At 45.5% G+C, this 22699-nt stretch carries 14 protein-coding genes and 1 other RNA gene; 13 read left to right on the top strand and 2 right to left on the bottom strand.

What is annotated here, in order from left to right; translation table 11 throughout:
* The first annotated feature begins 147 nt into the window (after positions 1–147).
* The 7 genes from BLQ82_RS06765 to BLQ82_RS06730 all read left to right on the top strand — a co-directional run bounded on the left by BLQ82_RS06765 (position 148) and on the right by BLQ82_RS06730 (position 8953).
* Positions 148–1266 carry an AAA family ATPase gene (locus BLQ82_RS06765; protein ID WP_062523626.1) on the top strand — a complete coding sequence of 373 codons (1119 nt, stop codon included), beginning with the start codon at positions 148–150 and terminating at the stop codon, positions 1264–1266.
* Complete coding sequence (locus tag BLQ82_RS06760) at positions 1253–3643, top strand: S8 family peptidase (protein WP_062523625.1); 2391 nt, start codon at positions 1253–1255, stop codon at positions 3641–3643. The genes BLQ82_RS06765 and BLQ82_RS06760 overlap by 14 nt, the downstream gene beginning before the upstream one ends.
* Before the next feature lie 1146 nt (positions 3644–4789).
* Positions 4790–5206, top strand: coding sequence for a hypothetical protein (locus BLQ82_RS06755; protein ID WP_062523624.1), 417 nt, complete (start codon positions 4790–4792; stop codon positions 5204–5206).
* Positions 5207–7203: 1997 nt separating this feature from the next.
* Positions 7204–7563: a transfer-messenger RNA gene (ssrA, locus tag BLQ82_RS06745) on the top strand.
* Positions 7564–7655: 92 nt separating this feature from the next.
* Positions 7656–7853 carry a hypothetical protein gene (locus tag BLQ82_RS06740; RefSeq protein WP_020430878.1) on the top strand — a complete coding sequence of 66 codons (198 nt, stop codon included), beginning with the start codon at positions 7656–7658 and terminating at the stop codon, positions 7851–7853.
* Positions 7846–8418, top strand: coding sequence for an ATPase (locus BLQ82_RS06735; RefSeq protein WP_062523623.1), 573 nt, complete (start codon positions 7846–7848; stop codon positions 8416–8418). Before BLQ82_RS06740 ends, BLQ82_RS06735 begins: the two co-directional genes overlap by 8 nt.
* A gap of 277 nt (positions 8419–8695) precedes the next feature.
* Entirely contained in the window at positions 8696–8953 is a 258-nt protein-coding gene (locus BLQ82_RS06730; RefSeq protein ID WP_062523622.1) for a hypothetical protein, read from the top strand.
* 490 nt (positions 8954–9443) lie between these two features.
* Here BLQ82_RS06730 and BLQ82_RS06725 read toward each other — a convergent pair whose 3' ends face one another.
* Positions 9444–9692 (bottom strand): hypothetical protein, encoded by a 249-nt coding sequence (locus BLQ82_RS06725; RefSeq protein WP_157243807.1) that lies wholly within the window; start codon positions 9690–9692, stop codon positions 9444–9446.
* Positions 9693–9962: 270 nt separating this feature from the next.
* Between BLQ82_RS06725 and BLQ82_RS06720 the strand changes: the two genes are divergently transcribed.
* A complete protein-coding gene (locus BLQ82_RS06720; RefSeq protein ID WP_062523620.1) occupies positions 9963–10316 on the top strand; it encodes a nitrous oxide-stimulated promoter family protein in 354 nt (117 codons plus the stop codon).
* 79 nt (positions 10317–10395) lie between these two features.
* On the opposite strand, the gene BLQ82_RS06715 is transcribed toward BLQ82_RS06720, so the two are convergent.
* Entirely contained in the window at positions 10396–12726 is a 2331-nt protein-coding gene (locus BLQ82_RS06715; protein WP_062523619.1) for a helix-turn-helix domain-containing protein, read from the bottom strand.
* Between the two features lie 254 nt (positions 12727–12980).
* Between BLQ82_RS06715 and BLQ82_RS06710 the strand changes: the two genes are divergently transcribed.
* From BLQ82_RS06710 to BLQ82_RS06690, 5 genes are all read left to right on the top strand, one after another.
* A complete protein-coding gene (locus BLQ82_RS06710; RefSeq protein WP_062523618.1) occupies positions 12981–13919 on the top strand; it encodes an ABC transporter permease in 939 nt (312 codons plus the stop codon).
* Between the two features lie 10 nt (positions 13920–13929).
* Positions 13930–14814 carry a carbohydrate ABC transporter permease gene (locus BLQ82_RS06705; protein ID WP_062523617.1) on the top strand — a complete coding sequence of 295 codons (885 nt, stop codon included), beginning with the start codon at positions 13930–13932 and terminating at the stop codon, positions 14812–14814.
* A gap of 77 nt (positions 14815–14891) precedes the next feature.
* Positions 14892–16424, top strand: coding sequence for an ABC transporter substrate-binding protein (locus BLQ82_RS06700; protein WP_062523616.1), 1533 nt, complete (start codon positions 14892–14894; stop codon positions 16422–16424).
* A 32-nt stretch (positions 16425–16456) separates the two neighbouring features.
* Complete coding sequence (locus tag BLQ82_RS06695; protein WP_062523615.1) at positions 16457–17503, top strand: glycoside hydrolase family 130 protein; 1047 nt, start codon at positions 16457–16459, stop codon at positions 17501–17503.
* 238 nt (positions 17504–17741) lie between these two features.
* Positions 17742–22448: a polysaccharide lyase family 8 super-sandwich domain-containing protein gene (locus BLQ82_RS06690; RefSeq protein WP_074647942.1), complete on the top strand. Its 4707-nt coding sequence runs from the start codon at positions 17742–17744 to the stop codon at positions 22446–22448.
* The last annotated feature ends 251 nt before the right edge of the window (positions 22449–22699 follow it).

The following is a 22699-nucleotide window of genomic DNA, read 5'->3' as shown; positions in this document are numbered from 1 at the left end:
CCGAAATCACAGCAAAAATAATATCAGAGCTGTATGAACCTTTACTTTCAATGAAATAAGAATGATGTTATAATTTCAAAGTAAACGTGATAAAATATAAAGAAAACGTGTTTTTTTGATTAAAAAACGTTATTGGGAGTGAATCCTTTGGAATTCGGAAATGAGATCATTAAAATTATCGAAGGTGGTTTGGATAAGAATAAAGATAAAGTAAAGAGCTATTCAAAGTTGTTGATGGATAAGTTGCAGGATGAAGGAGACAGCAGATTCGCCGAAAGAATTAGAAGACTATTGGAGAACAAATCAGCCCACCCTGTTTACATGGATGAGTTTTTATCTAAGCCAACAGACCAAGATAGCCAGATGGACATGATCGACATCACTCTTCCTGGAAGTGAAAAAATTAATTTGGTGTTGTCAGATACAACGAATAAAAAGATTCATAGCTACATTGACTCTGTAAAAAATCGAAGCAAACTGACCGCATTAGGTATTGATTTATCTGAAGCATTACTTCTTTACGGTCCACCTGGATGCGGGAAAACCAGTATAGCTCACTACATTGCTCAAGAGCTTAATTTACCTCTCGTTACAGGCAAGTTGGATAGTATGGTATCTTCACTTCTAGGAAGCACGGCAAAGAACATAAGGAAAATATTTGACTACGCTAAAGAACGCCCCTGCATTTTGTTTTTAGATGAATTTGATGCAATTGCAAAAGCTAGGACTGACGAGAATGAGGTTGGTGAACTCAAGCGAGTAGTAAATAGTTTGCTTCAAAATATTGATAACTTTACACAAAATAACTTGCTAATTTGTGCAACAAATCATGAGAAGTTACTTGATGAAGCAGTTTGGAGAAGGTTCTCTACTGTTATTGAGGTACCACGACCAACTTCAAAAACATTAATTCCACTCGTTCAAATGTACTTAAATAATGTTGATTACGATTTTAAAGACGAATCAAAAAAATTAAAGAAAATCTCAACAGCATTAGATGGATTAGCACCATCGGATGTTAAGACTGTCTGTTACAGTGCAATTAAAAATTCTGTCATTGCAGATTCAAACACCGTAACTCACATTGATTTCCTATACCAACTGTATCTATTTAAAAACTATAACGAAGATGAGTTATCACCAGTGCAGTTCCTTTATCAACTTGGAGTTAAGCAGAATGACATTTCCAAATTCTTGAATATATCTTTAAGGCAAATAAGAAATAACTTATCTCAAGAGGAGGATGTAACCGATGACGAACAATAACTACCTAATAAAAATTATTCAAAAAAGGAAGGAAACCGATGAAAGAGAAACCGAAGGAGGTGGAGATAACTCTAAGCTTCCTGATTGGGTTATGGAGGGGGCGGTTCTGGAGAAGCACTCCAGAACTCTCATGGGCTCTTTAAGCTCTCTTGAACAGTTTGTATCGAACAAAACAAAACAGTTTCAAGCAATACCAGTTGTTATTAAAGCTAAGGTTAATAACGATGCCCTTGCAAAATCGCATCGTACCGCAATTAATGAGTTTTTTCAAAAAAAAGGAAGGGATAAAACAATCGGCCTTACAAATAACAACGAATTATTTGTTAGAGTGGATAATGCCAATGAATTTAAGCAAATAGCCGAAAAACTATCTAACTTTGATGATAATGCAAAAGCGATTTCTGCACTCGAAAATCTTGATCCTTTTGAAGTATCTTTATTGGATGTGAACGAGTATCCTCTACGTGATGGAAAATATGTTCTTAAGATTAAGTTGTTCGATTATAAAAACTATCGTATTAATGCAAAAGTCGAGGACGAGTTTAAAAATATTATTCTGTCTAACAAACAACTTGACTTAGTTAAAACTGTGCCGTATTCAAGACACTTGAAAGTTCATGAAGTCACCGCTGATAGTTTTGAAGCAATACATGTCTTAGCAGAATTTAGCGGTACATTAGCGATTGATCCTATGCCGATGTTTGAGGTCAATGAAGATGATTTTTTTGTTGAAACGGATTTGAAGTTCCCCCAACCCGAAAAAGAAATGGATTACCCTGTCGTCGGCGTACTGGATTCAGGAATTGCACCTACAACTCAACTTGAGTCGTGGATAATTGATAAGCATACAAATGTTCCAGATGAGTATATCAATCAATCACATGGTACGTTTGTTGCAGGAATCATCGCATTCGGTGATCTTTTTGAGAAAAAAACACTTACAGGTGTGAATGGGTGCAAGTTATTTAACGCCACTGTTTTCCCAGACGCCTCTAAAGAAAAAATTTCTGAAACAGACCTTGTAGAGAACATCCGAGATGCTATTGAGAAAAAGAAGGACGAGGTTAAAGTCTGGAACATGTCATTAGGAAGTATGGCCGAAGCGGATCAGAATGAATTTTCCGATTTTGGAGTTGCTCTTGATAACATCCAAGATGAACACGAAGTGCTCATAATAAAATCAGCTGGCAACTGCAATAACTTCTTGAACAAAAAATCTGTAAGCAGGATAGCAAGAGGAGCGGATTCTGTTAGGTCCCTAACTGTGGGCTCAGTGGCTCATTCTCAAAATGTTGGTGATCTATCCAAGGTTAATACACCGTCTCCGTTTAGTCGCATTGGTCCGGGGCCTTCTTTTATCATCAAACCCGAACTCGTGCACTATGGCGGAAACTGTGGCGTTGACAATGGTGTAGCTATTATTAATGGAGTAAGTTCACTAAGTCAGGATGGCTTAATTAAAAAGGCAATAGGAACCAGCTTCTCTACACCAAGAGTTGCCGCAATTGCCGCAGATTTGAATTTAAAATTGGAGGAAGAGTTTGATCCAATTTTGATAAAAGCTCTGTTGCTGCACTCAGCGAGTTATCCCGACAACGTAGACATGGAGATAAATCAAAAGATTGATCAAATGGGCTTCGGTCTACCTAAAAAAGCAGATGAAATACTGTTTAATAACCCCCATGAGATAACAGTTGTTCTACGCGACAGTATAAGTAAGGGGGAATATATTGAAATTCTTGACTTTCCATACCCCGAATCTTTAGTAGATGAGGATGGACACTATACCGGGCAAATCATTGTGACTTTAGTCAACAACCCTATTCTGGACAGCCAACAAGGCCCGGAATATTGCCAGTCAAACATAGATGTTAAGTTTGGGACATATGACCAAAAAAAGCTGCGGGATACTACTAAGCCTATGATCAAAAATGAACTGGGTAAAGAAGGAGCTCAAAACTTATTACAGTCGTCATTGTACAGCAAAAAGAAAGCCGCAAAAGATTTAGTGGAATTCGCTAATCAAGAAAAGACCCTTATAAAATATGGGAATAAGTTTTACCCTAATAGAAAGTATGCTTTGGATTTAACTGAATTAACCAAATCAAATAAAGAGAAATTTTTAATAAGCCCTAAGAATTGGTACTTAAAATTAGAGGGATTATTCCGCTCTCATATTGAACAACTGGCAGAGTTTGAAAGAAGTGATCTGACTCAAGAGTTTTGTATGCTTCTTACAATTCGTGATCCTAACCAAAAGGCACCAGTGTATCAAGAGGTTTCCAAGTTGCTCGAAATTAACAACTTCATCCATAGAAACATCAAAATTAATCAGAATATTGATATCAGACTTGATGATGATTCAATGGGAGTGTAATCTATTGGGCATATATCTGCCAGATCACTTCAATTTTGACGCAATACCCTGCCTTAAGTGCATTCCAGTCGCAATTGGTGCCAGTCACTATCAGTAAGTTGTAGGACGCTAGAATGATTGCTCGTTCACTAATCATTTATTCTAAACCCACTTGCTTTGTAACCAATAGATTGAATTCCTAGCTCCGTATACCCTGCTTTGCGGCAATGGTCTATAAACGGTAAACAGCGGAAAGGACAACTTGTATCTTCTCCGCTGTTAATGTTACTCATTTGCATTAATTATCCGCACTCTCACACCGCCCTCCTTCTTGTAGTCTTCGGAATGCGTCTCCTGCTTGGCCTGTATCTATTGTGGCCCTAGTCAATTCATATCTGCATTGTAAGTCGTCTAGCTAGCGTCACGCCTTTATCGGATCAGCACCATAATGCAGCAACTGATATACAATACCTTGATCCAACTTCATCGCTAATTGCAGACCATTATCTACATCCGTACCGCATTAAGCGATCAACTCCGTAACCTCCAGAGAGCCCTTCTATATTGCATCTTGCATGGCTGGCTGAAAAGTCCTCTGACGGATCGTCTTCTGCTTCCAGGAAACGACTCCTTACCCAGTTAGGATCAGCTGCGATGTTCGGTAGATCTCTCTCGTCCAACTATCGTTGTATCTTATCCCAATAATCTTTCCTAATGGCCATACTTAGCTACGTGAATATGCAATCCGTTCTTATCTGCTTAGATTGTTGAGAAGTCAGTACTTGTTCTACAAAAAGACTATCAGGGCCATCAAGCAAAGAACAAAAGTCCAAATGCATTTATCCCTCGTATCTTCATTGTCATTCGCCCCCAGACATATGACATTCAGACGTTGATCGGACTACTGAATGCGAAAGTGCAGAATCCGCAGATGTTGCATCAGATCGTGAGTAAATTTGTGTCGAAGGTGGTTGTGCAGAGGGAGACGAAGAATGTGTAAGTGACGGTGCAGTTCAAGAATGCAGATGAGGTTTTGTATGAGAAGAAAATAGTAGCTGAAATGTAATACAATTATAGATAAATCGGCCGACAAATGCTTTGACAGTCAATTGATGGTATGGGAATATTGGTATATCTCATTCCAATATATTGAAGGAGTTGTTGTAATTGTCGGCTGAGCTTCGTATTAGTATTCAGGGTGAAAATCCACCATCGTGGGCAGTAGGTAATCAGAATAGTACATACTTTTCATACTATGAAAATGAGCATGGAGAGCAGTGGGTAGCTAGGTTGGATGGAAAGACTCTTTGCATATCTGGACTCGATATTGACTGGGAAGAGATTGAACTCAATGCTGAACAGGCTGTAGCTGAGAATAATAGAATTGTAGATCAGATTGTTGCAGTGACGTTAATGCAGTCCAAGAATGTGCCTGAAAGCGTCACAAAGGCGTATCTGGATGTAATGGCTTTACACCAACAAACCTCTGGAGGAATGCTTCCGTTAGCTCATATCATGTTTGGTGCGGGTGAGTTATTGTGGTTGGCTTCGGTATTGAATGCAACAGTTGTGCGAATCAAATGATTAGAAGAGAGGTGATTAATATGCAATCAATTAACAAACTTGCTGAACTCAACAACAGAATGTTGCTAAATTATTATGTTGTGTTTAAGTCAAACAACAATGATTTATTGAACTTTAAACCAATAGTGGATCTAGCGGAAGTTGGCATGGAACAATATAAAGAGACAATGCATATATTAGATCCTGATTTAATAAATATCATGCCTGCTTTACACTATGCTATGCATCTACCTCGAATTGGTTTTGATGTTTTAGATTTGGATGAAGAAACACTACTGCAAAGTTATGATCAGCCTAATCATATAATTCCTTTTCCTTCTGATATTGTTCATATGATAAAAGATTTTTCTATGCCGCGACCTACTTTAATTATTTATGAAGAGGGCTGTGCGGAGTTTGCAAGTAAACTTCAAGAGACAGTAGGATCACCGCTTGGAGTAATTGGTATAGATAGCTTATCTACAGAAAGTTTAAGAAAACATTGGAATATGATTTGGAATTTGGTGAGTAAGAATAATAATAAAAGCATTGTAGATTATAATAGCTTACAACTTTACGACCTTGGTGATATCGAATTATTGCCACTTGTTTTTTTCTCGACCCAATTTAGAAAATTAAAAAGTGTTATTGAAGCTGTGAAATTGTCAAAAAATAGCGTGGAAAAAATTGCTGCATTTCAATTTGAAGCACATGCTACATTAGCTACTTATGATAAAATTCTTGAAAATACAAAAGGAGATATTCGAAATGTTGATGAAGTTGAGTATGTTACATTATTAAAAAATAATCGTCGAACTGTACAAGTTCCAGTTGTTATTACAATGCCTGGAGTCCCAACTCAACAGATTAGCCAACTTGGTCGCCCCGATAGTTTGCCTGATAAGGAAAGAGAAATGATTAAATTATTAGGGATACATCGTTCTATTGCAAGGAATGCAGTGTATATTGAGCTAGAAACTGCCCCGAGCGAATTATTCTATGAACTTAATCAATTAGAGTTTAGTTGTAAAGATGACCGTGGAACGAATAATCGATACGTGTGGAGAACATTAAGAAAACTAGGGAAGATTCTTTCAAATCATATAAGCAGTACGCAAAAAGATATTATTTTAAGAGCGAGTCACATAACAGTATTTTCTGATTTCCCTGTAGGTCTAGCAATATTCGAAGAAGCATCCTCTCCTTTGAGTTGTTATAAGTCAATTTCCTATAGACCATTGACGCCGCTTACAAAGGCAGTCCAGTATGAGATACCAAAGAAAGGACATTACTACATAGGAAAATATCTTAAAGTTATCATTGCTGAATGTATAAAAAAAGATGATCATCGTATAAGACCACATTCAGATAAGGTATGGTCAATGCTTGAAACACTTGGAAGTGAATATGAGACGTTGGAAGTAGTATACAAAGAAACTAAGAGCATTCGCGAATTGAAAGGATTTCTAAGTGAACATAGAGATGCTGGTTGCTTAGTTCTATCAGCACATGGAAGTTATGATAATAAAAATAATAGTGCAGGTCTAAGTATCGGGGAAGATATATGGATGGCTAATGAAAATGATTTTAGTGTGCCGCCTATAGTTTTGTTAAGTTCATGCCACGTTAGTCCGAGAGGATCTGGGGTCGTTTCGGTTGCAGATATGTTCATGCGTTGCGGTGCTTTTACAGTTTTGGGAACATTCATTCCCGTAGATGTGAGAAGAAATGGCTTATTAATGATTAGATTGTTTCTTTACATTGCTGAAACTCAAATAGGAAAGTACGATTTTAAAACGCTGGATGAAATTTGGGCATTCATAGTCTCTTCAAATGCAATAAATGAAGTTATTGATTCTAACCCGGCTTTGAAGCGTTGGGCTATGCAAGTTAAACCGGATGGGAGTTTTCCTTTGAAGGATTTTCAGCAGATTCAAAGCGTGGGTAAATTGAGAGTATCTCACGTGTATGAAGATACTATGAATGTACTATCGGAAATGATGAAAGGAGAAAAACTGGAAGCCCACTTAGAGAATATTAAGCATACAGATAATTTCTTTCCTGAATCTCTTTTTTATCAATTAATAGGACACCCAGAAAATGTGTTTATAACCAATAAGGTTTTTGAACAAGCGAGTGAAAGTTAGCTCAGCGTGCTTCTACCCTGCATCGCCCATGTGACAGGGATAGGGGCTAACAAGTAGTGGGATACGCTGTCTCATCTCCGCCTGCGGTGAGCTGAAGAAGACAATCAGGCTGACCCGAAGGGGACCCGGTTACGGGGGGCTTCTAGGGTGACATCAAAACTGTAACTACACTCGTAGAAGCTTATGTGCCGTTATCTTCGGACAGGGGTTCGACTCCCCTCGGCTCCATATGGAGTAAGTAAAGAAGCCATTAACCAGTATTCTGGTTGGTGGCTTTTTGGTATGTTATAATAAAGCCAAATTCGAATCGGAGGTTAGTCCTAATGACTGTGGATCGCAAGCAACTCCAAGAAATACTCAAAAAGGCTAATCAATATGCACGTAAGCAGGCCAAAGAGTCGGGAGCATCCATTTACTATATAAAGAATAACAAAAGGGTTCGTGAGGATGCGGAAGGCAATAAGTTCGAAATTGTTTATGACTCGGCCGGCAAGAGACAAGAGTTTGCCTACCATGATTGAGACAAGACCCGTAATGACGGTATTTGCCGGTACTAACGGGGCTGGAAAAAGTACGCTCAGCATGCAGATGAAGAGCTGGTTAGGTGAATTGGTTGATCCTGATCAAATAGCCCGGGAACTAAAGCCGGATAACCCGAGAGGTGCCGACCTCTCTGCCGGAAGAGAAGCAGTGAAAAGAATTCGCTCGCTCATTAAACAAGCTCAACCTTTTGCTATCGAAACAACGTTGTCAGGTACATTTGTGCTGAAGCATATGCAAATTGCTAAAGAAAACGGCTATGAGATTGTAATGTATTATATTGGGCTTCAGGATGTGCAAATGCATATAGATCGTGTTGCCTCACGTGTGGAGCAGGGGGGGCATTGGATTGCTGAAGAAGATATCCGTTGGAGGTACGGCCAATCTTTACAGAATCTAACGCCAGCTTTGGCCATTGCAGATCAAGTTATTATCATTGATAATACTTATGAACCTACAATTGTTGCAGAAATAAAGCATAACAACATGGTTTATTGTGTGGAGAATGTACCTGCCTGGTCTGAAGCGATTGTCTCTGGATATTAGTCAATTTGACATCAAAACTGTAACTACACTCGTAGAAACTTATGTGCCGTTATCTTCGGACAGCAGTTCGACTCCTCCTCGGCTCCATATGGAGTAAAGTAGAAGACACCTTATCCGGTGTCTTTTTTCGTTTTGTGCCTTTTTATTGCAAGATTAATCTGGTTCAAACTACCTTCATAAAAGAGCTCCAAAGATCAGGCGGAGGTCTGACTCTGGTTTAGAAGTTAATACCCGATATGCTATAATAATAGTAATTATTTAACCGGAGGTGTCCAAGATGCGATGGGATGAAGTTCAGGAGCGTTTTCCTAATGAATGGGTCGTTCTTGAGGCGACCAAGGCTTATTCTAAAGAAGGCCAGCGTTTTATTGAAGAGATGTCCGTGATTGATTCCTACGAAGACTCTACCAAAGCTTTGAAGCGGTACAGTGAGTTGCACCAGGAAGACCCTCACAGAGAATATTGTTTTTTTCACACCTCCCGTCCTGAGGTTGTGGCACGAAAACGATATGTGGGGATCAGAGGGCCAAGATGAATATAACAGAATTTTGGAAACATGGATTATGGCATGGAGATCAACGGAATACTTGGTTTTAACTTCTTGAAACAAGCGGGTTCTGTGATGATACTGGAGAAATGCAACTGAAAACTAACGTGTACTAAACGGCTATCTCGTACAATTCCAGCAGCAACCCACGCCGAATTGTGGCTCTGCATGTCCACGCCTCGGCTCCATAAAAAGACTCAAAAACAAAGTAATGAAAAAACAAAAAAGCTAATTTCAATCACTAACGCTATCACAGCCACTTTGCTGCTTCCAGGTGATTCGAATTCAATATGCTGTTGCAATAACCTATATGATGTTGAACATGCCGGATCTGCATTAGGATGACATCAGTTTTAGTTATTTCTTCGTATGTACACATGGTTCCAATAATTTGCTGTCAGTAAGTTCATCAAAAAACTTATGAGCCACATTTAAAATATCCTCTACATACTTCGTCATTTCCTCTTTAGTAGGGTAGTCAGAGCACCTCCTTATCCAGGTCTTCTGTTACATCCTTACCGAAGTCAGGTATTTTGAATTCCTCATCCTTCTGCTGCCTAAACCAAAATTTCATACTGGTTGTAGCATGAAATATATGCTTCCAGTATTTTTGCTTGGCGTCCATCCAGAAATCATCAGGGCATACACCGATTAGATTCTTCAACATTTCTACTGTCGGTTCAAACTGTCTTCTTAAGACAACTACCATCTTGTCATTCATGCTCATCAACTCACTTCCCCAATTTAGAATCTTAACTCTATTCTTGTTCTCAACAACCATAACCTTCCTTTTCTCGGCGGTCCTTTTGGAAAATTTGTGAAATTGGGAAGGCTCGGAGACTTATTTATCCGTTCCATTCCAGGAGCCTTTTTTCGACTCTCCTTCACACTATTCAAGAGATTATACTCCTTAGCAGGAAAATCCCTACCATTCAACGAATCCCCTACATATTAACTACCGAAATCTAAGTGCAATTGAGCAGGGAGGCTTCACTATATGAGAACAGAAGCAGAGCAGCAGTTGAACGATGGCCCTAAAATTCGGAAAGAAAAAGATATTGTTGCAAAAATGATTCGTATATATTGTAAGAAAAAACATCGTCAAAAAGAGCTCTGCGAGGAATGTCAGAGCTTAAATCAGTACGCTATGAAAAGACTGTCCCACTGCAAATTCGGTGAAGAGAAAACGGCTTGTGCGAAGTGTCCGATCCATTGTTATCAACCGGTTTACCGTCAAAAAATTAAGGGAGTTATGCGTTTTTCAGGCCCGTGGATGCTGCTATATCATCCATTGGAGTCCATAAGGCATATCCCTATACCCCATAAGTTAAGAAAATCAATTTCACGATAGCAATCCTGGGTTGACCGCATGCGGGTGTGGATTTTGACATTTCCACGATTTTATCCTATAGATCGTTCTTCTGGCCGGTCTATATATTCTCCATGGTATCGCCATTTCTATGCTTCTTCCGATATTGGGCCGGTGTCATTCCATACACCTTTTTGAAGATGGAATAAAAAGTGTTCAGCGACGAAAAACCGGAATTTTGGACGATGGGCTCAATCGGCGAGTCGGAGGCAATTAACTCCTGACATATGAAGTTTAGGCGCTTCTCTGATATCTTGTCCGTAATGGACTGGGTTGTCTCCGCTTTATACAAGCTGCGGAAATAATTCACGGACAATCCCAAATGATCGGCCAGCATTTTGGCGGACAAGTTCGGATCGGTTAATTGTTCTTCAATGAACCGGTCCGCCTGCTCGATCAGGGCCACGTTTTTGGACAGACTGCGGGCAGCCACAATGTCTTCGAGCGTCTTGGTTACCAATGCTTCCATCCATGGCACCACGTTTTCCATCGTCTCCTGCTGAATAATCTGTTTCTCGATGGAAGTCAGCCCCCATGAACTGGGCAGCGGCTGACCGGAGTGCTCTTGCATGAGCCGGCGTATATCCATAAACAAGGTGATCAACGACATTTTACATTCAAAATAGGGCATTCCCCGCAGCTTGACTACGGCTGAGCGTATGACTTCCAGAACCGTATCGGCATTCCCCTTGGAAAGAGACTGAGCGATCTGCCGTTCTTTGTTCACAGGCAGATGATACAGTTCTCCGGGCGCGTCGGGCAGCCATGCTTTCACGATAAGCGCTCTGTGTCCGAACCGGAACCGTTCCTGCGTCAGTTCATACGTCTCCATATAGATCTCATGCATGTCGGTCAGGCTGGGCAGCGTCCTGCCCCAAGCGGCGGTCGTTCCAACTGACAGATACTGCTCTATTAACTGTTGGGATACTTGCAGCTTCTTGGCATATTCTTCGGACAATGGAGCGGATAAGACAACTGCCACATGATCGTCCCCCATGTCCACCGTTTGCAGCTTGTGCTTGGAGGATTGCAGCGACTCTTGAATAATATTGGACATTGCAAACCGGAGCAGACGCCGGTCCTTCTCCGGGTAGGTCTCCGAAAATTCCGAGAAGTGGTCAATCCGGAAGATGGCCACCGACAGCTGATCTTGCGGCAGATCAATTCCCCATTCTTGAAATTGAGAAGCTATTTCCTCTGCTGAATGGTAGGTCTCCCCCAGAAAATCCCGTAAAAACCTCTCTCTGCCCAAAAATTTATTAAGCCGCCATTGCTCGGTCAGTTCATTAATCTGATTACGTTGGGCTATAAATACATTGGATAAGTAGTCAAGTTCATTTGTGCTGTATCCTAGACCGGGCTTTTCAGCTTGATGCTGCCGCATCACTCTGCTAATCAGTTCTTGAATAGGTGAGTACACCCGTTTGGAAATCAGAACGATAACGGTCAAGGATGCTACGAACAGGGCGAAGAACAAGAACAGGCTTGTGTTGCGAAGAACAGTGATTTTTCCCAAAATGACAGACTTCGGGATCGTTTCGATAAAGGTCCAATCCTGGATTCCTTTGATGGAGGAGCTTGTGTAAACCATTAGCTGCTCTCCCTGAGTGCGGGGCTGAAAGAGCTTCCATCCGCTTTCGCCCTTACTCCCGTGGCTCCTGAGCTCCGCAATTTGTTCCTGATTCAAAGCAGTGCTGCTAAAAACCTTCTCATCCCGATCATTCAGAACCGCAACCGATCTGTTGGCATAATTCGAATTGTTCTGAAGCAGGGTCATGAGATTATCAGTATCTATATTCATAACGAAAGCGGAGATGGAACTGCCTCTTTCGTAAAATCTTATGATGGTCATCACCTCTTTGGGCTTATTCCCGGTAAGAGGGAGGGACAAGGTTCTTGGAATGAGAACGCTGTGGTTCGCTGTAACCGGATTCCGTAAGCGCTTAATAATGTCCTGATCGTAGAAAACTTCCGCATCATTCAATCCAAGTCGGGAATCGACTACCGTATTCGTGTAATCGTTGATGAGGTATACCGAATCGATAGACGGATTGGCGTTCTTAATGTCCATAAGCCGGCTCCATACCTCGAAAGTTTCAAAATCGCTGTATTGATCCGAAAGGGCATATACCTTGAGGGTGCTGTCATTGCTGGAGGAGAAGCTAAACTCCAGCGCCCATTCCATCAGCCGCGCCGTGTTTTGGGCGCTGTTTACCAGCAGGGATTCAGAATGATCGCCGATCTCTCCCAGAAGCGTTTTGGAAGACTGCCAATAGAGCAGCGCAAAAGATATGCCCAGCACCAGAACGTTTGCACTGACAAAATAAAAAATAAGCTTCATATAAGTAGGATGCCTCTTCAGCGATGCGAGGAGTGGATGTCTGAATTTCATTGGTCTGGAACCTCCATAATCATAACTGTCGAGCTCATAAATGTAGATTAATTATAGCATACCGGGCATTTCCGTCTTCAGAATCGTTTATTTTCGAAATAGTGTTGTTTTTAGGAAGTTCGTAAAACTGCGCTTGCAGGAGAAATTGGAGCTTTTCGGAATTGCCGTTGCAGCAAGGGCTTGGTAAGGTAGCGGCATAGATAACGGGACGCTGATGCGATTGCCGGTCTTGATGAAAGGGGGGAGATAAAAAGATGCAATACCAACTTAACGCAAGTAAACGGTCCAAGCTGAAGCATATTGTTCAAAATCCTTTTCTTTATGCTATGGCCGTGCCGGGGCTCTTGTTTTTTCTCGTGTTCAGTTATTTTCCCATATACGGGATTATAATCGCCTTCAAAGACTATAATTTTGCCAAAGGCATTACGGGAAGCGATTGGGTCGGTTTTAAAAACTTCGATTATTTTTTTACTTCGGATGATTTCTGGATCATTCTGCGTAATACGCTGGTGCTCAACATGCTGTTCATTGTATTTACTACGGTGGCTGCGGTTATGATTGCTCTTATGTTCAATGAAATCCGCAATAAGTATTTCAAACGAATTTCACAGTCGCTCATCTTCCTTCCTTATTTTATGTCCTGGATTGTGGTAGGAATGATTGTCCAATCCTTATTTGGCGGGGAAGAGCCGATGATCAACACCTGGCTGCAATATCTCAGCCTGGAACCGGTCAACTGGATGTTTGAGTCCAAGCTTTGGCCCTACATTCTGACGGTAATCCGTGTGTGGCAAGGAGCCGGTTATCTTTCAATTATTTTTCTGGCGGCGATTACCGGCATATCGGAGGATTTGTACGAGGCTGCCCGGATTGACGGGGCTTCCAAACTGCAGATTGTGCTGCGCATTACGCTGCCGCTGCTCGTTCCTACCATCATGATCATGACTTTGCTGGCTGTAGGCAAGATTTTCAATGGTGACTTTGCCATGATCTATGCCATCATTGGAGACAATTCATCGTTGTATCCGACTACCGATGTCATTGATACCTTCGTCTTCCGCTCCATGAGACAGCTGCATGACTTCGGCATGTCCTCGGCGGTTGGCCTGTTCCAGTCGATAATGGGTCTAATCTTCGTCATTACCGCCAACTGGATAACCCGAAGGGTGTCTAAAGAATCTGCTTTATTCTAGGAGAAGAACTATGAGACAGAAACAGAGCGCTGCGGATCGAACTTTTACGGTATTTGCCCATACGTTCATTTTGTTGTTTACCTTATTTTGTGTGTTTCCTTTTCTGCTGATGATTATCGGCTCTTTTACGGATGAGGAGGAGCTGATTGCACACGGCTATACTTTATTTCCGCAAACCTTATCGCTGGATGCGTATAAGGCGGTTTTGCAATCGGATGTGCTGTTCAACGGCTATGCGGTCACGATCTTTATCACTGTCGTAGGCGCATTAACCGCGTTGTGCATTTCGGCAATGCTCGGCTATTCGCTGGCTAACAAACGGAATGTCCTGCAAACACCGTTTCTGTTTTTTTGCTACTTGCCTATGCTTTTTTCCGGAGGCATCATTCCATTTTATATTGTGGTCAGCCAGTGGCTGCATTTGCAGAATACCATCTGGGTGCTCATTTTGACGATGTTATGCCAGCCGTTCCTCGTCTTTTTGCTGGTCAGTTTCTTCCGCACCATTCCCGAGGAATTGGAGGAAGCCGCAAGAATAGACGGGGCGAATGAAATGAGGGTTTTCTTTCAAATTATGATTCCGATCTCGAAGCCGATTCTGGCTTCCGTCGGCCTCTTCTATGCCCTGAGCTACTGGAATGACTGGTTTATGGGACTGATGTTCGTGGATAATGAGAAGTTGTTCCCGCTGCAGCTGATTCTGCGCCGGATGGTCTCCAATATGGAAGCGGCCAAAAATCTCATTCCCGCCTCAGCAGCCATTGCCGTGACGCCGCCTACCTATGGCGTACGGATGGCGACGACCGTGCTGACGATCGGCCCGATTGTCCTGCTGTATCCCTTGCTTCAGAAGTATTTTGTCAAAGGTCTAACGGTAGGAGCGGTAAAAGGTTAACGAAGCATTTCCGGCATTAACCGGATTAGTCCGGGTGAATCATAGATTGTTTTCCATAGACAGGGGAGGGTTACGGAATGAGGTTAAAAAAATGGTTTGGCACAACGACGACAGCGGTATTGGTATCCTCACTGATGCTGGCGGGCTGCGGCGGCAATACGAAGACTGGCGGCAATGAAGGGAGCTCTGGAACGGATACGCAAAGTGCTGCACCCGCAGCGAAGGAAATCGTGACGTTGAAAGCTTATTTTCCAGGGGATAAACCGACTGGCTTTGACGCTGTGCTGCAGGCGGTTAACGACAAATTGAAAGCGGACAACGTCGGAGCGGCCTTGAACATCAACTTCTTGCCGTGGTCCGATTACGGGAATGCGGTATCTGTGAAGATGTCTGCCGGGGAAGATTTCGATATGTATCTCGATGCCCCATGGTTATCCATGAATCAGATGATCGAGGGCAATTCTTTAATGGAACTGGATGCCGCAGTGGCTGAACGTCCGGAGCTCAAAGCATCCATTCCCGAGGAAATGTGGGAATATAACAAATTCGGCGGAAAAATTATGGGAATTCCGCTGGGCACTACCCAGGGCCAGCTCTATGGCCTTCTGATCCGCAAAGACTTGCGCGAGAAATACGGACTTCCCGAGCTGAAAACCCTTGACGATTTGGAGAAATTTTTGTATACGGTCAAGGAAAAGGAGAAGGATGTCAAGCCCTTCGTCATTAACGGCATCAAAGCCGATAAACTCCCGTTTGTCCTGAGCGAATCCGCTAATCTGGCGCTGGATGAAGTGCTTGAAATCGGTGTCAACATGTTCGCGTATTCCATCAAGGACAAGAAGGTAACCGGCCAATGGGCAAGTCCGATGATTGCCGATGGTTATGAACGCGTCACCAAATACTATAAGGACGGCATCATCTCCAAAAATATCGCGCAAGAGCAAAATGCAGAAACACTGTTCAAGCAGGGCAAATATGCAGCTACCTATTATGCGGCGGATGGTGTAGAAGGATTGAAATATTCGGAAATGCTGCAAGACGGCAGCGACAAGCTGGAGATTTTCATTCCGAACGGGGATAAGGCCAAGCCGTATACCGCTTTCCAGCAATGGAATTTCCTGTGCATTCCGGCTTCCTCCAAGCATGCTGATCTGGCTCTGGACGTAGCCAATTGGATGTCGATTAAGGAAAACCACGACTTGATGGAATACGGTATTCAAGGAAAGGACTGGGAACCGGTCGGCGATTCGAGCTATAAGGTGCTGTCCAGCTATTCATTCCCGGGTTATGTGTTGACCTGGCGGCCAACGCTGAACCGCACGCCGGACACGATGATGAAGGATGACAAGAAGTGGTTCGACTTCTCTACTAACCCGGCCAATTTCACACTTAGTCCAACGGCGGGCTTCAACTTTAACGCTGAAAAGGTGAAGACGGAATATGCCAAAATCACTCCGCTTCATGATTCGACCTTCCTGCCGCTTAGCCAGGGCCTGGTGCCTGCCGAAGAAGGCAAGAAGATGATGGACAAAAAAATGGAGAGCCTCGGCGGACAAAAAGTAATTGATGAAATTCAGGCGCAAATCGACGCTGTCACATCCGGTAAATAACAGCATTTAAAATACTGAAAGAGGTATTTCACATGAACATAACACGCAGCGCGCAAAATCCTGTTATACGGGTTCGGGACGTTGTCCCCTCCCGCCCCGATTTTCGGGTGCTGGGTGCGTTTAATGCAGGGGTTGCGCAGTTAGGGGATGAAACGATCCTTTTACTGCGCATTGCGGAAGCGCCGATATCGGACCGGGCGGACGAAGTGCTCGTCCCCCGGCTGAATGAAGCGGGTACCGATGTACTTGTAGAGCGCTACGACAAGACCGATCCGGGCTATGATTTCTCCGACTCGCGCTTCATAGCAAGGGACGGACGTACGGTCATGCTCACATCCTTATCCCATCTGCGGGTGGCGCGAAGCAAAGACGGCATTCATTTCGACATCGAGCCGCAGCCGGCCTTGTTTCCGGAACACGCTCTGGAAGCGTGGGGAATTGAAGATCCGCGCGTGACCCAAATCGGAGACATCTATTATATCACTTACAGCTCCGCCTCCGCCCGCGGCGTTGGCGCCGGCCTGGCGGAGACCCGGGATTTCCGGACATTCAAGCGCCGCGGACTTATGCTGGCTCCCGAAAATAAGGACGTCATGATATTCCCGGATAAAATTAACGGCAAATACTACGCTTTGCACCGTCCGGTGCCGAAATCGTTCGGCTCTCCCGAGATGTGGATCGCCGAATCCCCTGATCTCGACCATTGGGGGAACCATCGCTTCCTTATGGGGCTAAGCGAACAAGGCTGGGATTCGGCTCGTATGGGCGGCGGGGCGGTTCCGATTCGAACCGAACGCGGCTGGCTGGCGCTGTACCATGGAGCGGACAGCAAGCACCGCTATTGCATGGGCGCGGTGCTGCTTGATCTGGAGGACCCAGCCAAGGTAATCGCGAGATCCCGTGTACCGATATTGGAGCCGGAAGCTGCATATGAGGTGAATGGATTTTTCGGCAAGGTCGTGTTCTCGTGCGGAGCCCTGTTGCTGGATCAGACGGTCCGCATGTATTACGGTGCCGCAGACGAAGTGATGGCAGTGGCGGACATACCGCTAAAGGATATCTATAATACGCTTTTGTAAAAGGTTGGAGGCAGTGTGAACTGCCTTCTTCAATCCTTAAAAAGGAAAGCGCTGTCAACAACGATTTAAGTTTAGATGAGCAAAGGAGCGCATGTGCATGGCTGACAAGAAGCAAAGGTTTGTAATGAGGTGGACATGTCTTGTTATTGTTTGTTCAATGATATCGTCCATATGGTTATATTCGCCTGCATCGGCGAGTACTGCCGGGACGGCAAACGCTTCTCAAGAGACCGCTGAAATGAAATTGATGAAAAACCGGATTGTTGCTTTCTACGTCTCCAAAGATATCATAAACGACGGAACGAACGGCCGGGTCGAATGGACCTTTAAATCCCAGGCTGGCACTTACTTATCCAGTCAAAACGCTAATGGAAGCTGGGGGGATGTAGATTACGCGAGTACAACCTCCAGCGCCAATGGGAGAGCCTGGTCGCCCTACCTTGCCTTAGACCGGATGCAATCGATGGCTCAGGCGTTTGCTGACCCGAATGGTCAATACTATCATAATGAAACCCTGTTAGGAGGGATTCAAAAGGGGCTGGACTATTGGTTTACGGTAAAGCCGACTTCAACCAACTGGTGGGAGACCGGAATCGGCAAACAATTAAGGTTGGGGAAAATCGCGCTTTTATGTGAAGGCTATTTAACTGAAGCGCAAGTTTCCAATATTATCGGCACGTTAGACAGCAGCCCGCACACTGTCGATGGAGCCAACTCGTCCTGGTACAATCAAAATTATATGATCCGCGGCTTATTGCTGGAGGATGCCCAGAACGTCCGGAACGCCGTGGAAGCGTTTAACGTGCTGTCGAATGTGACGACGACTGTCACGGGAATCCAGTCAGACATGTCTTTTTTCATGCATGGCAAAACGAATTATACGACGGGCTATGGAAGAAGCTTTGCCAGAGATATGTCATTCTGGGCGTACATTACCTCGGATACCGCTTTCTCTTACAGTGAGGCGGCGATTGATTCCTTATCGTCCTACCTGCTGGACGGCACCAGGTATCTCGTGAGAGGTGATGTTGCCGATCTGGGTATGGGGATGAATGGACCCGATTGGCCGGATTATGCGAGCGCGGCTTTGACCTTCTATGAAGATCCGCTGCAGTGGATGCAGGTGGCCAATCCGAAGCGGGCCGGGGAGTTTGCGAGTTTTCTTGACAATATCCGCAGCTTCGGCACGAGCACGAGCAACGGACTGAACGCCAACAATATGACGCAATGGCAGACGCTGGTCTCCTCCCACATGCGGAATGATTATGGAATTACGGTCAAGATGTCTTCCAAAACGGTCAAAGGCGGCGAATGGAGAACCATTAATCCCAGCGGATATAACCTGTTGTACTGGACGCCGCAAGGAGCCACTGCCATTCAGAGAACCGGCGACGAATACAGACCCGTGTACCCGCTGATGGACTGGGCTCATGTTCCTGGCACGACAGCCCCGTACGTACTCACGAAGGATGGGAATTTCAACAATCCCAAAACGTTTGTAGGCGGCGTGACAAATGAGCGTTATGGAGCCACCGCGTTTGATTTTAACAAGCTGAGTACAAGCGGTAAAAAAGGCTACTTTTTTTTCGATGATGAAATGGTGGCGCTGGGCGCAGGCATCGCTTCGACGAATGCCGCACCGGTCCACACGACATTGAACCAAAGTCTGGCGGTAGGCGATGTGCTCGTAGACGGCGAGGTATTGGCGGACGGAACGAAGCAAGCTAACGGGCGCTGGGCTTATAATGATAAGGTCGGCTATGTTTTCCCGAATCCGACGGATTTTCAAGTGAAGCGGGAGACGAAGACCGGTCAATGGAGCGACGTCATCACGGGAAGTTCAACGGAGCCGATCACGAAGCCGATTTTTTCGATTTGGCTCGATCATGGCGTGAAACCGACTGACGCTTCCTATCAGTACATCGTATTACCGAACAAAACCCCCGAAGAGGTCGGCAGCTACGCGAGCGCGAGCCCGATCAGTATTCTTTCGAATACACCGTCGGTTCAGGCGGTCCGGCATAATTCTCTTGGCATTGCGGAATTGCTGTTCTATCAGCCCGGGACGGTGACGGTAAGAGACGGCTTGACGGTCACCGTTGATAATCCGTCCATGGTGATCATTGACGAATCCGTGACACCTGTCCGCATCTCGGTCGCTAATCCCGAAACACCGGGGATTACAGTGAACGTAACGCTGAACCGGAACGGAGACAAAGCCACGACAACCTATAGACTCGGCAAGGATACGTTTACCGGCCGAAGCATGACCCTAAACGAGGGAACCTCCATCGACGACAGCGGGTTCGATCTCGCTTACAGTAAAGGAGCGACCGCTTCCTCCAGCCAAGGCAAGCAATTTGCCTCGAATGCTACGGATCTATACAGAAGCTCCTATTGGAGTTCAAGCGCTTCAGACAACGAATGGATTTATGTTGACCTGCAAAATCAATATACAATCAATAAAGTTAGGCTAAATTGGGAGAAGGCGTACGGGAAAAGCTATAAAATTCAAGTATCGGACGATGCTGTCACCTGGACGGACGTTTATACAACTTCGATGGGGGATGGCGGAATCGACGACATTTCTTTTAGTAAGGTCAGTGCCAGGTTCGTCCGGATGCAGGGCGTTCAGCAGGGTACCGGAGACGGCTACTCGCTTGCTGAATTTAACGTATTTGAAGCGGTGGCACCCAATCTCGCCGAAGGCAAGCCGGTAACGGCAAGTTCGGCCAGAGCCGCCGACGTGTCGCCAGGAAATGCGGCCGATGGGTCATTGACGACCCGCTGGGGATCTAACTATGCCGATCCGCAGTGGATTTACGTCGATCTTGGCTCCAGCCAGCCCATCGCGAAGGTCATGCTGCATTGGGAAAGTGCGTATGGGAAGGAGTACCAAATCCAGGTTTCCGACAACACGGCGGACTGGACAACCGTATACAGCACCGCAACCGGAGACGGAGAAATCGACGATATCTCCTTCGAACCGGTGAATGCAAGATACGTTCGGATGTATGGCACGAAAAGAGCGACCACGTACGGCTACTCGCTCTGGGAATTTAAAGTGTACGGTACAGAGAACGTACAAAGGGTTCCCGCCCGGATTGAACTGGAGGCAACACCGTCTTCCGTGGCGGCCCAAGGCAAAGCGTCCGTTACGGGAGCCGTCTACGACGGCGACGATCTTCCGGTCCCCGGCGTGGAGGTCGAAATAGCGGCTGCTTCGGGCAGCATCGAAACTGCTAAAGCAGTAACGGATGCGAACGGCCGGTTCAGCACGGTCTTTACAGCGCCGTCCGCAGCCGGAGAGGTGACGATCGCAGTCGTCCTCCCTGCAAGTCCGTCCGTGACGGATACGGTTACCGTGTCCGTGAACCAGGACGTACAAGTGCCTGCTCGAATCGAACTTGAAGCAACGCCGTCTACCGTGACATCCGGAGATAAAGTATCCGTTACGGGAGCCGTCTACGACAGCGACGATCTACCGGTATCCGGCGTGGAGGTTGGAATCACGGCTGCATCGGGCAGCGTCAATGACGCCAGGGCGGTTACGGATGCGAACGGCCGATTCAGCACGGTCTTTACAGCGCCGTCCGCTGCCGGAAAAGTGACGATTACGGCAGCCTTGACCGCGAATCCGTCCGTGAGAGGGACGACTGCCGTTTACGTAGATGGGGTCGTACAAGTGCCCGCCCGGATCGAGCTCCAGGAGGCACCGTCTTCCGTGACGGTCGGAGGCAACGTGTCCGTAACGGGAGTCGTCTACGACAGCGACGATCTTCCGGTCCCGGGCGTGGAGGCCGAAATCGCGGCTTCGTCAGGCAGCATCAAAACTGCTAAAGTTGTAACGGATGCGAACGGCCGGTTCAGCACGGTCTTTACAGCGCCGTCCACTGCCGGAGAAGTGATGATTACAGCGGTCTTGGCCGCGAGTCCGGCCGTGACGGATACGATTACCATTTCCGTAATTAAGGCCGCACAAGTACCCGTTCTAATCGAACTCCAGGCGACGCCGTCTGCTGTGACGTCCGGAGATGATGTGTCCATTGCGGGAATCGTCTACGACGGCGACAATCTCCCGGTCTCCGGCGTGGAGGCCGAAGTCGCGGCTTCGTCGGGCAGCTTTAAAACTGCTAAAGCAGTAACGGATGCGAATGGCCGGTTCAGCATGGTATTTACGGCGCCATCCGCTGCCGGAGAAGTAACGATTACGGCCGTCTTGACCGCGAATCCGTCCGTTACGGGCAAAATAAACGTTTCCGTAAGCGAGCGTTCAAACGGCGGAAGCGGAGGAAGCGGAGGCAATTCGGGAGGAGGAGCTCCCGTGATCCCGCCGGTAACCCCCGTTGATCCGAAGGATAATCCAAACGGTGGTCCGGACACGCCGAAAGTTCCGGTACCCGGCCATGCCTTCGCGGATATTGGCGGTCATTGGGCCGAAGCCAATATCCTGGAAGCAGAAAAGAGGGGAATGATCACAGGTTATCCGGACGGTTCGTTCCGGCCCGATCGCACGGTGACGCGCGCTGAATTCGCAGTGATGCTGGCGAAAGCGCTGAAGCTTCAGAACGAAGAAGCAGTCCTGTCCTTCAAGGACGCGGACCGGATCGGGCAGTGGGCCAAGGCAGCCGTTGCGCGAGCCGTAAGCTTGGGTCTTATCCAGGGCGATAAGAACAGTAACTTCCGTCCAGATGCGCCCTTGACGAGATCGGAAATGGCCGTAATGCTGGCGAGAGCATTAAACCTCGTACCCGATGCCCGTTCCGCCGGATTCGAGGATGACCGCGACATACCGGCCTGGGCTGTTGGAGCAGCAGCCGAGATGAAGAAGCTAGGGATCATGCAGGGGAAGGGCAACAACAGCTTCTTCCCGAAAAATGCCGCGACGAGAGCGGAAACGGTCACGGTTCTGCTCAGGATGCTGGAAGCCAAGGATCAAGAATAAAAAATAGACGTGGCTGGTTCCAATATGGAGGTTCAGCAGAGACACCTTAACCGGTGTCTTTTTTTATTGTTTAGGAAATTATAATTTCAATTTATTGTGGATAAAATGTGCATAAACTTGGGGATAAGTAGGCACGAATTCAGCAAATACACTCAAACGGGTTGAAATCAGCCGGATTCGATAGCCTTCTTCCAACTGGCGCTTGCGATAAAGCAGGTGAGCCGTGCTAGTTGGAAAAAGGGAGCTTATTT

Source organism: Paenibacillus jilunlii (assembly GCF_900102965.1).
GTDB classification, from domain to species: Bacteria; Bacillota; Bacilli; order Paenibacillales; family Paenibacillaceae; genus Paenibacillus_AQ; species Paenibacillus_AQ jilunlii.
This window is presented reverse-complemented; position numbering and strand designations above follow the sequence as displayed.

Coding starts and splice junctions, on each gene's coding strand:
- BLQ82_RS06735 (WP_062523623.1), top strand. CDS start 7,846: ATGATTGAGACAAGACCCGTAATGACGGTATTTGCCGGTACTAACGGG.
- BLQ82_RS06740 (WP_020430878.1), top strand. CDS start 7,656: ATGACTGTGGATCGCAAGCAACTCCAAGAAATACTCAAAAAGGCTAAT.
- BLQ82_RS06695 (WP_062523615.1), top strand. CDS start 16,457: ATGAACATAACACGCAGCGCGCAAAATCCTGTTATACGGGTTCGGGAC.
- BLQ82_RS06710 (WP_062523618.1), top strand. CDS start 12,981: ATGCAATACCAACTTAACGCAAGTAAACGGTCCAAGCTGAAGCATATT.
- BLQ82_RS06700 (WP_062523616.1), top strand. CDS start 14,892: ATGAGGTTAAAAAAATGGTTTGGCACAACGACGACAGCGGTATTGGTA.
- BLQ82_RS06715 (WP_062523619.1), bottom strand. CDS start 12,726: ATGAAATTCAGACATCCACTCCTCGCATCGCTGAAGAGGCATCCTACT.
- BLQ82_RS06725 (WP_157243807.1), bottom strand. CDS start 9,692: ATGAGCATGAATGACAAGATGGTAGTTGTCTTAAGAAGACAGTTTGAA.
- BLQ82_RS06760 (WP_062523625.1), top strand. CDS start 1,253: ATGACGAACAATAACTACCTAATAAAAATTATTCAAAAAAGGAAGGAA.
- BLQ82_RS06690 (WP_074647942.1), top strand. CDS start 17,742: ATGAAATTGATGAAAAACCGGATTGTTGCTTTCTACGTCTCCAAAGAT.
- BLQ82_RS06730 (WP_062523622.1), top strand. CDS start 8,696: ATGCGATGGGATGAAGTTCAGGAGCGTTTTCCTAATGAATGGGTCGTT.
- BLQ82_RS06720 (WP_062523620.1), top strand. CDS start 9,963: ATGAGAACAGAAGCAGAGCAGCAGTTGAACGATGGCCCTAAAATTCGG.
- BLQ82_RS06705 (WP_062523617.1), top strand. CDS start 13,930: ATGAGACAGAAACAGAGCGCTGCGGATCGAACTTTTACGGTATTTGCC.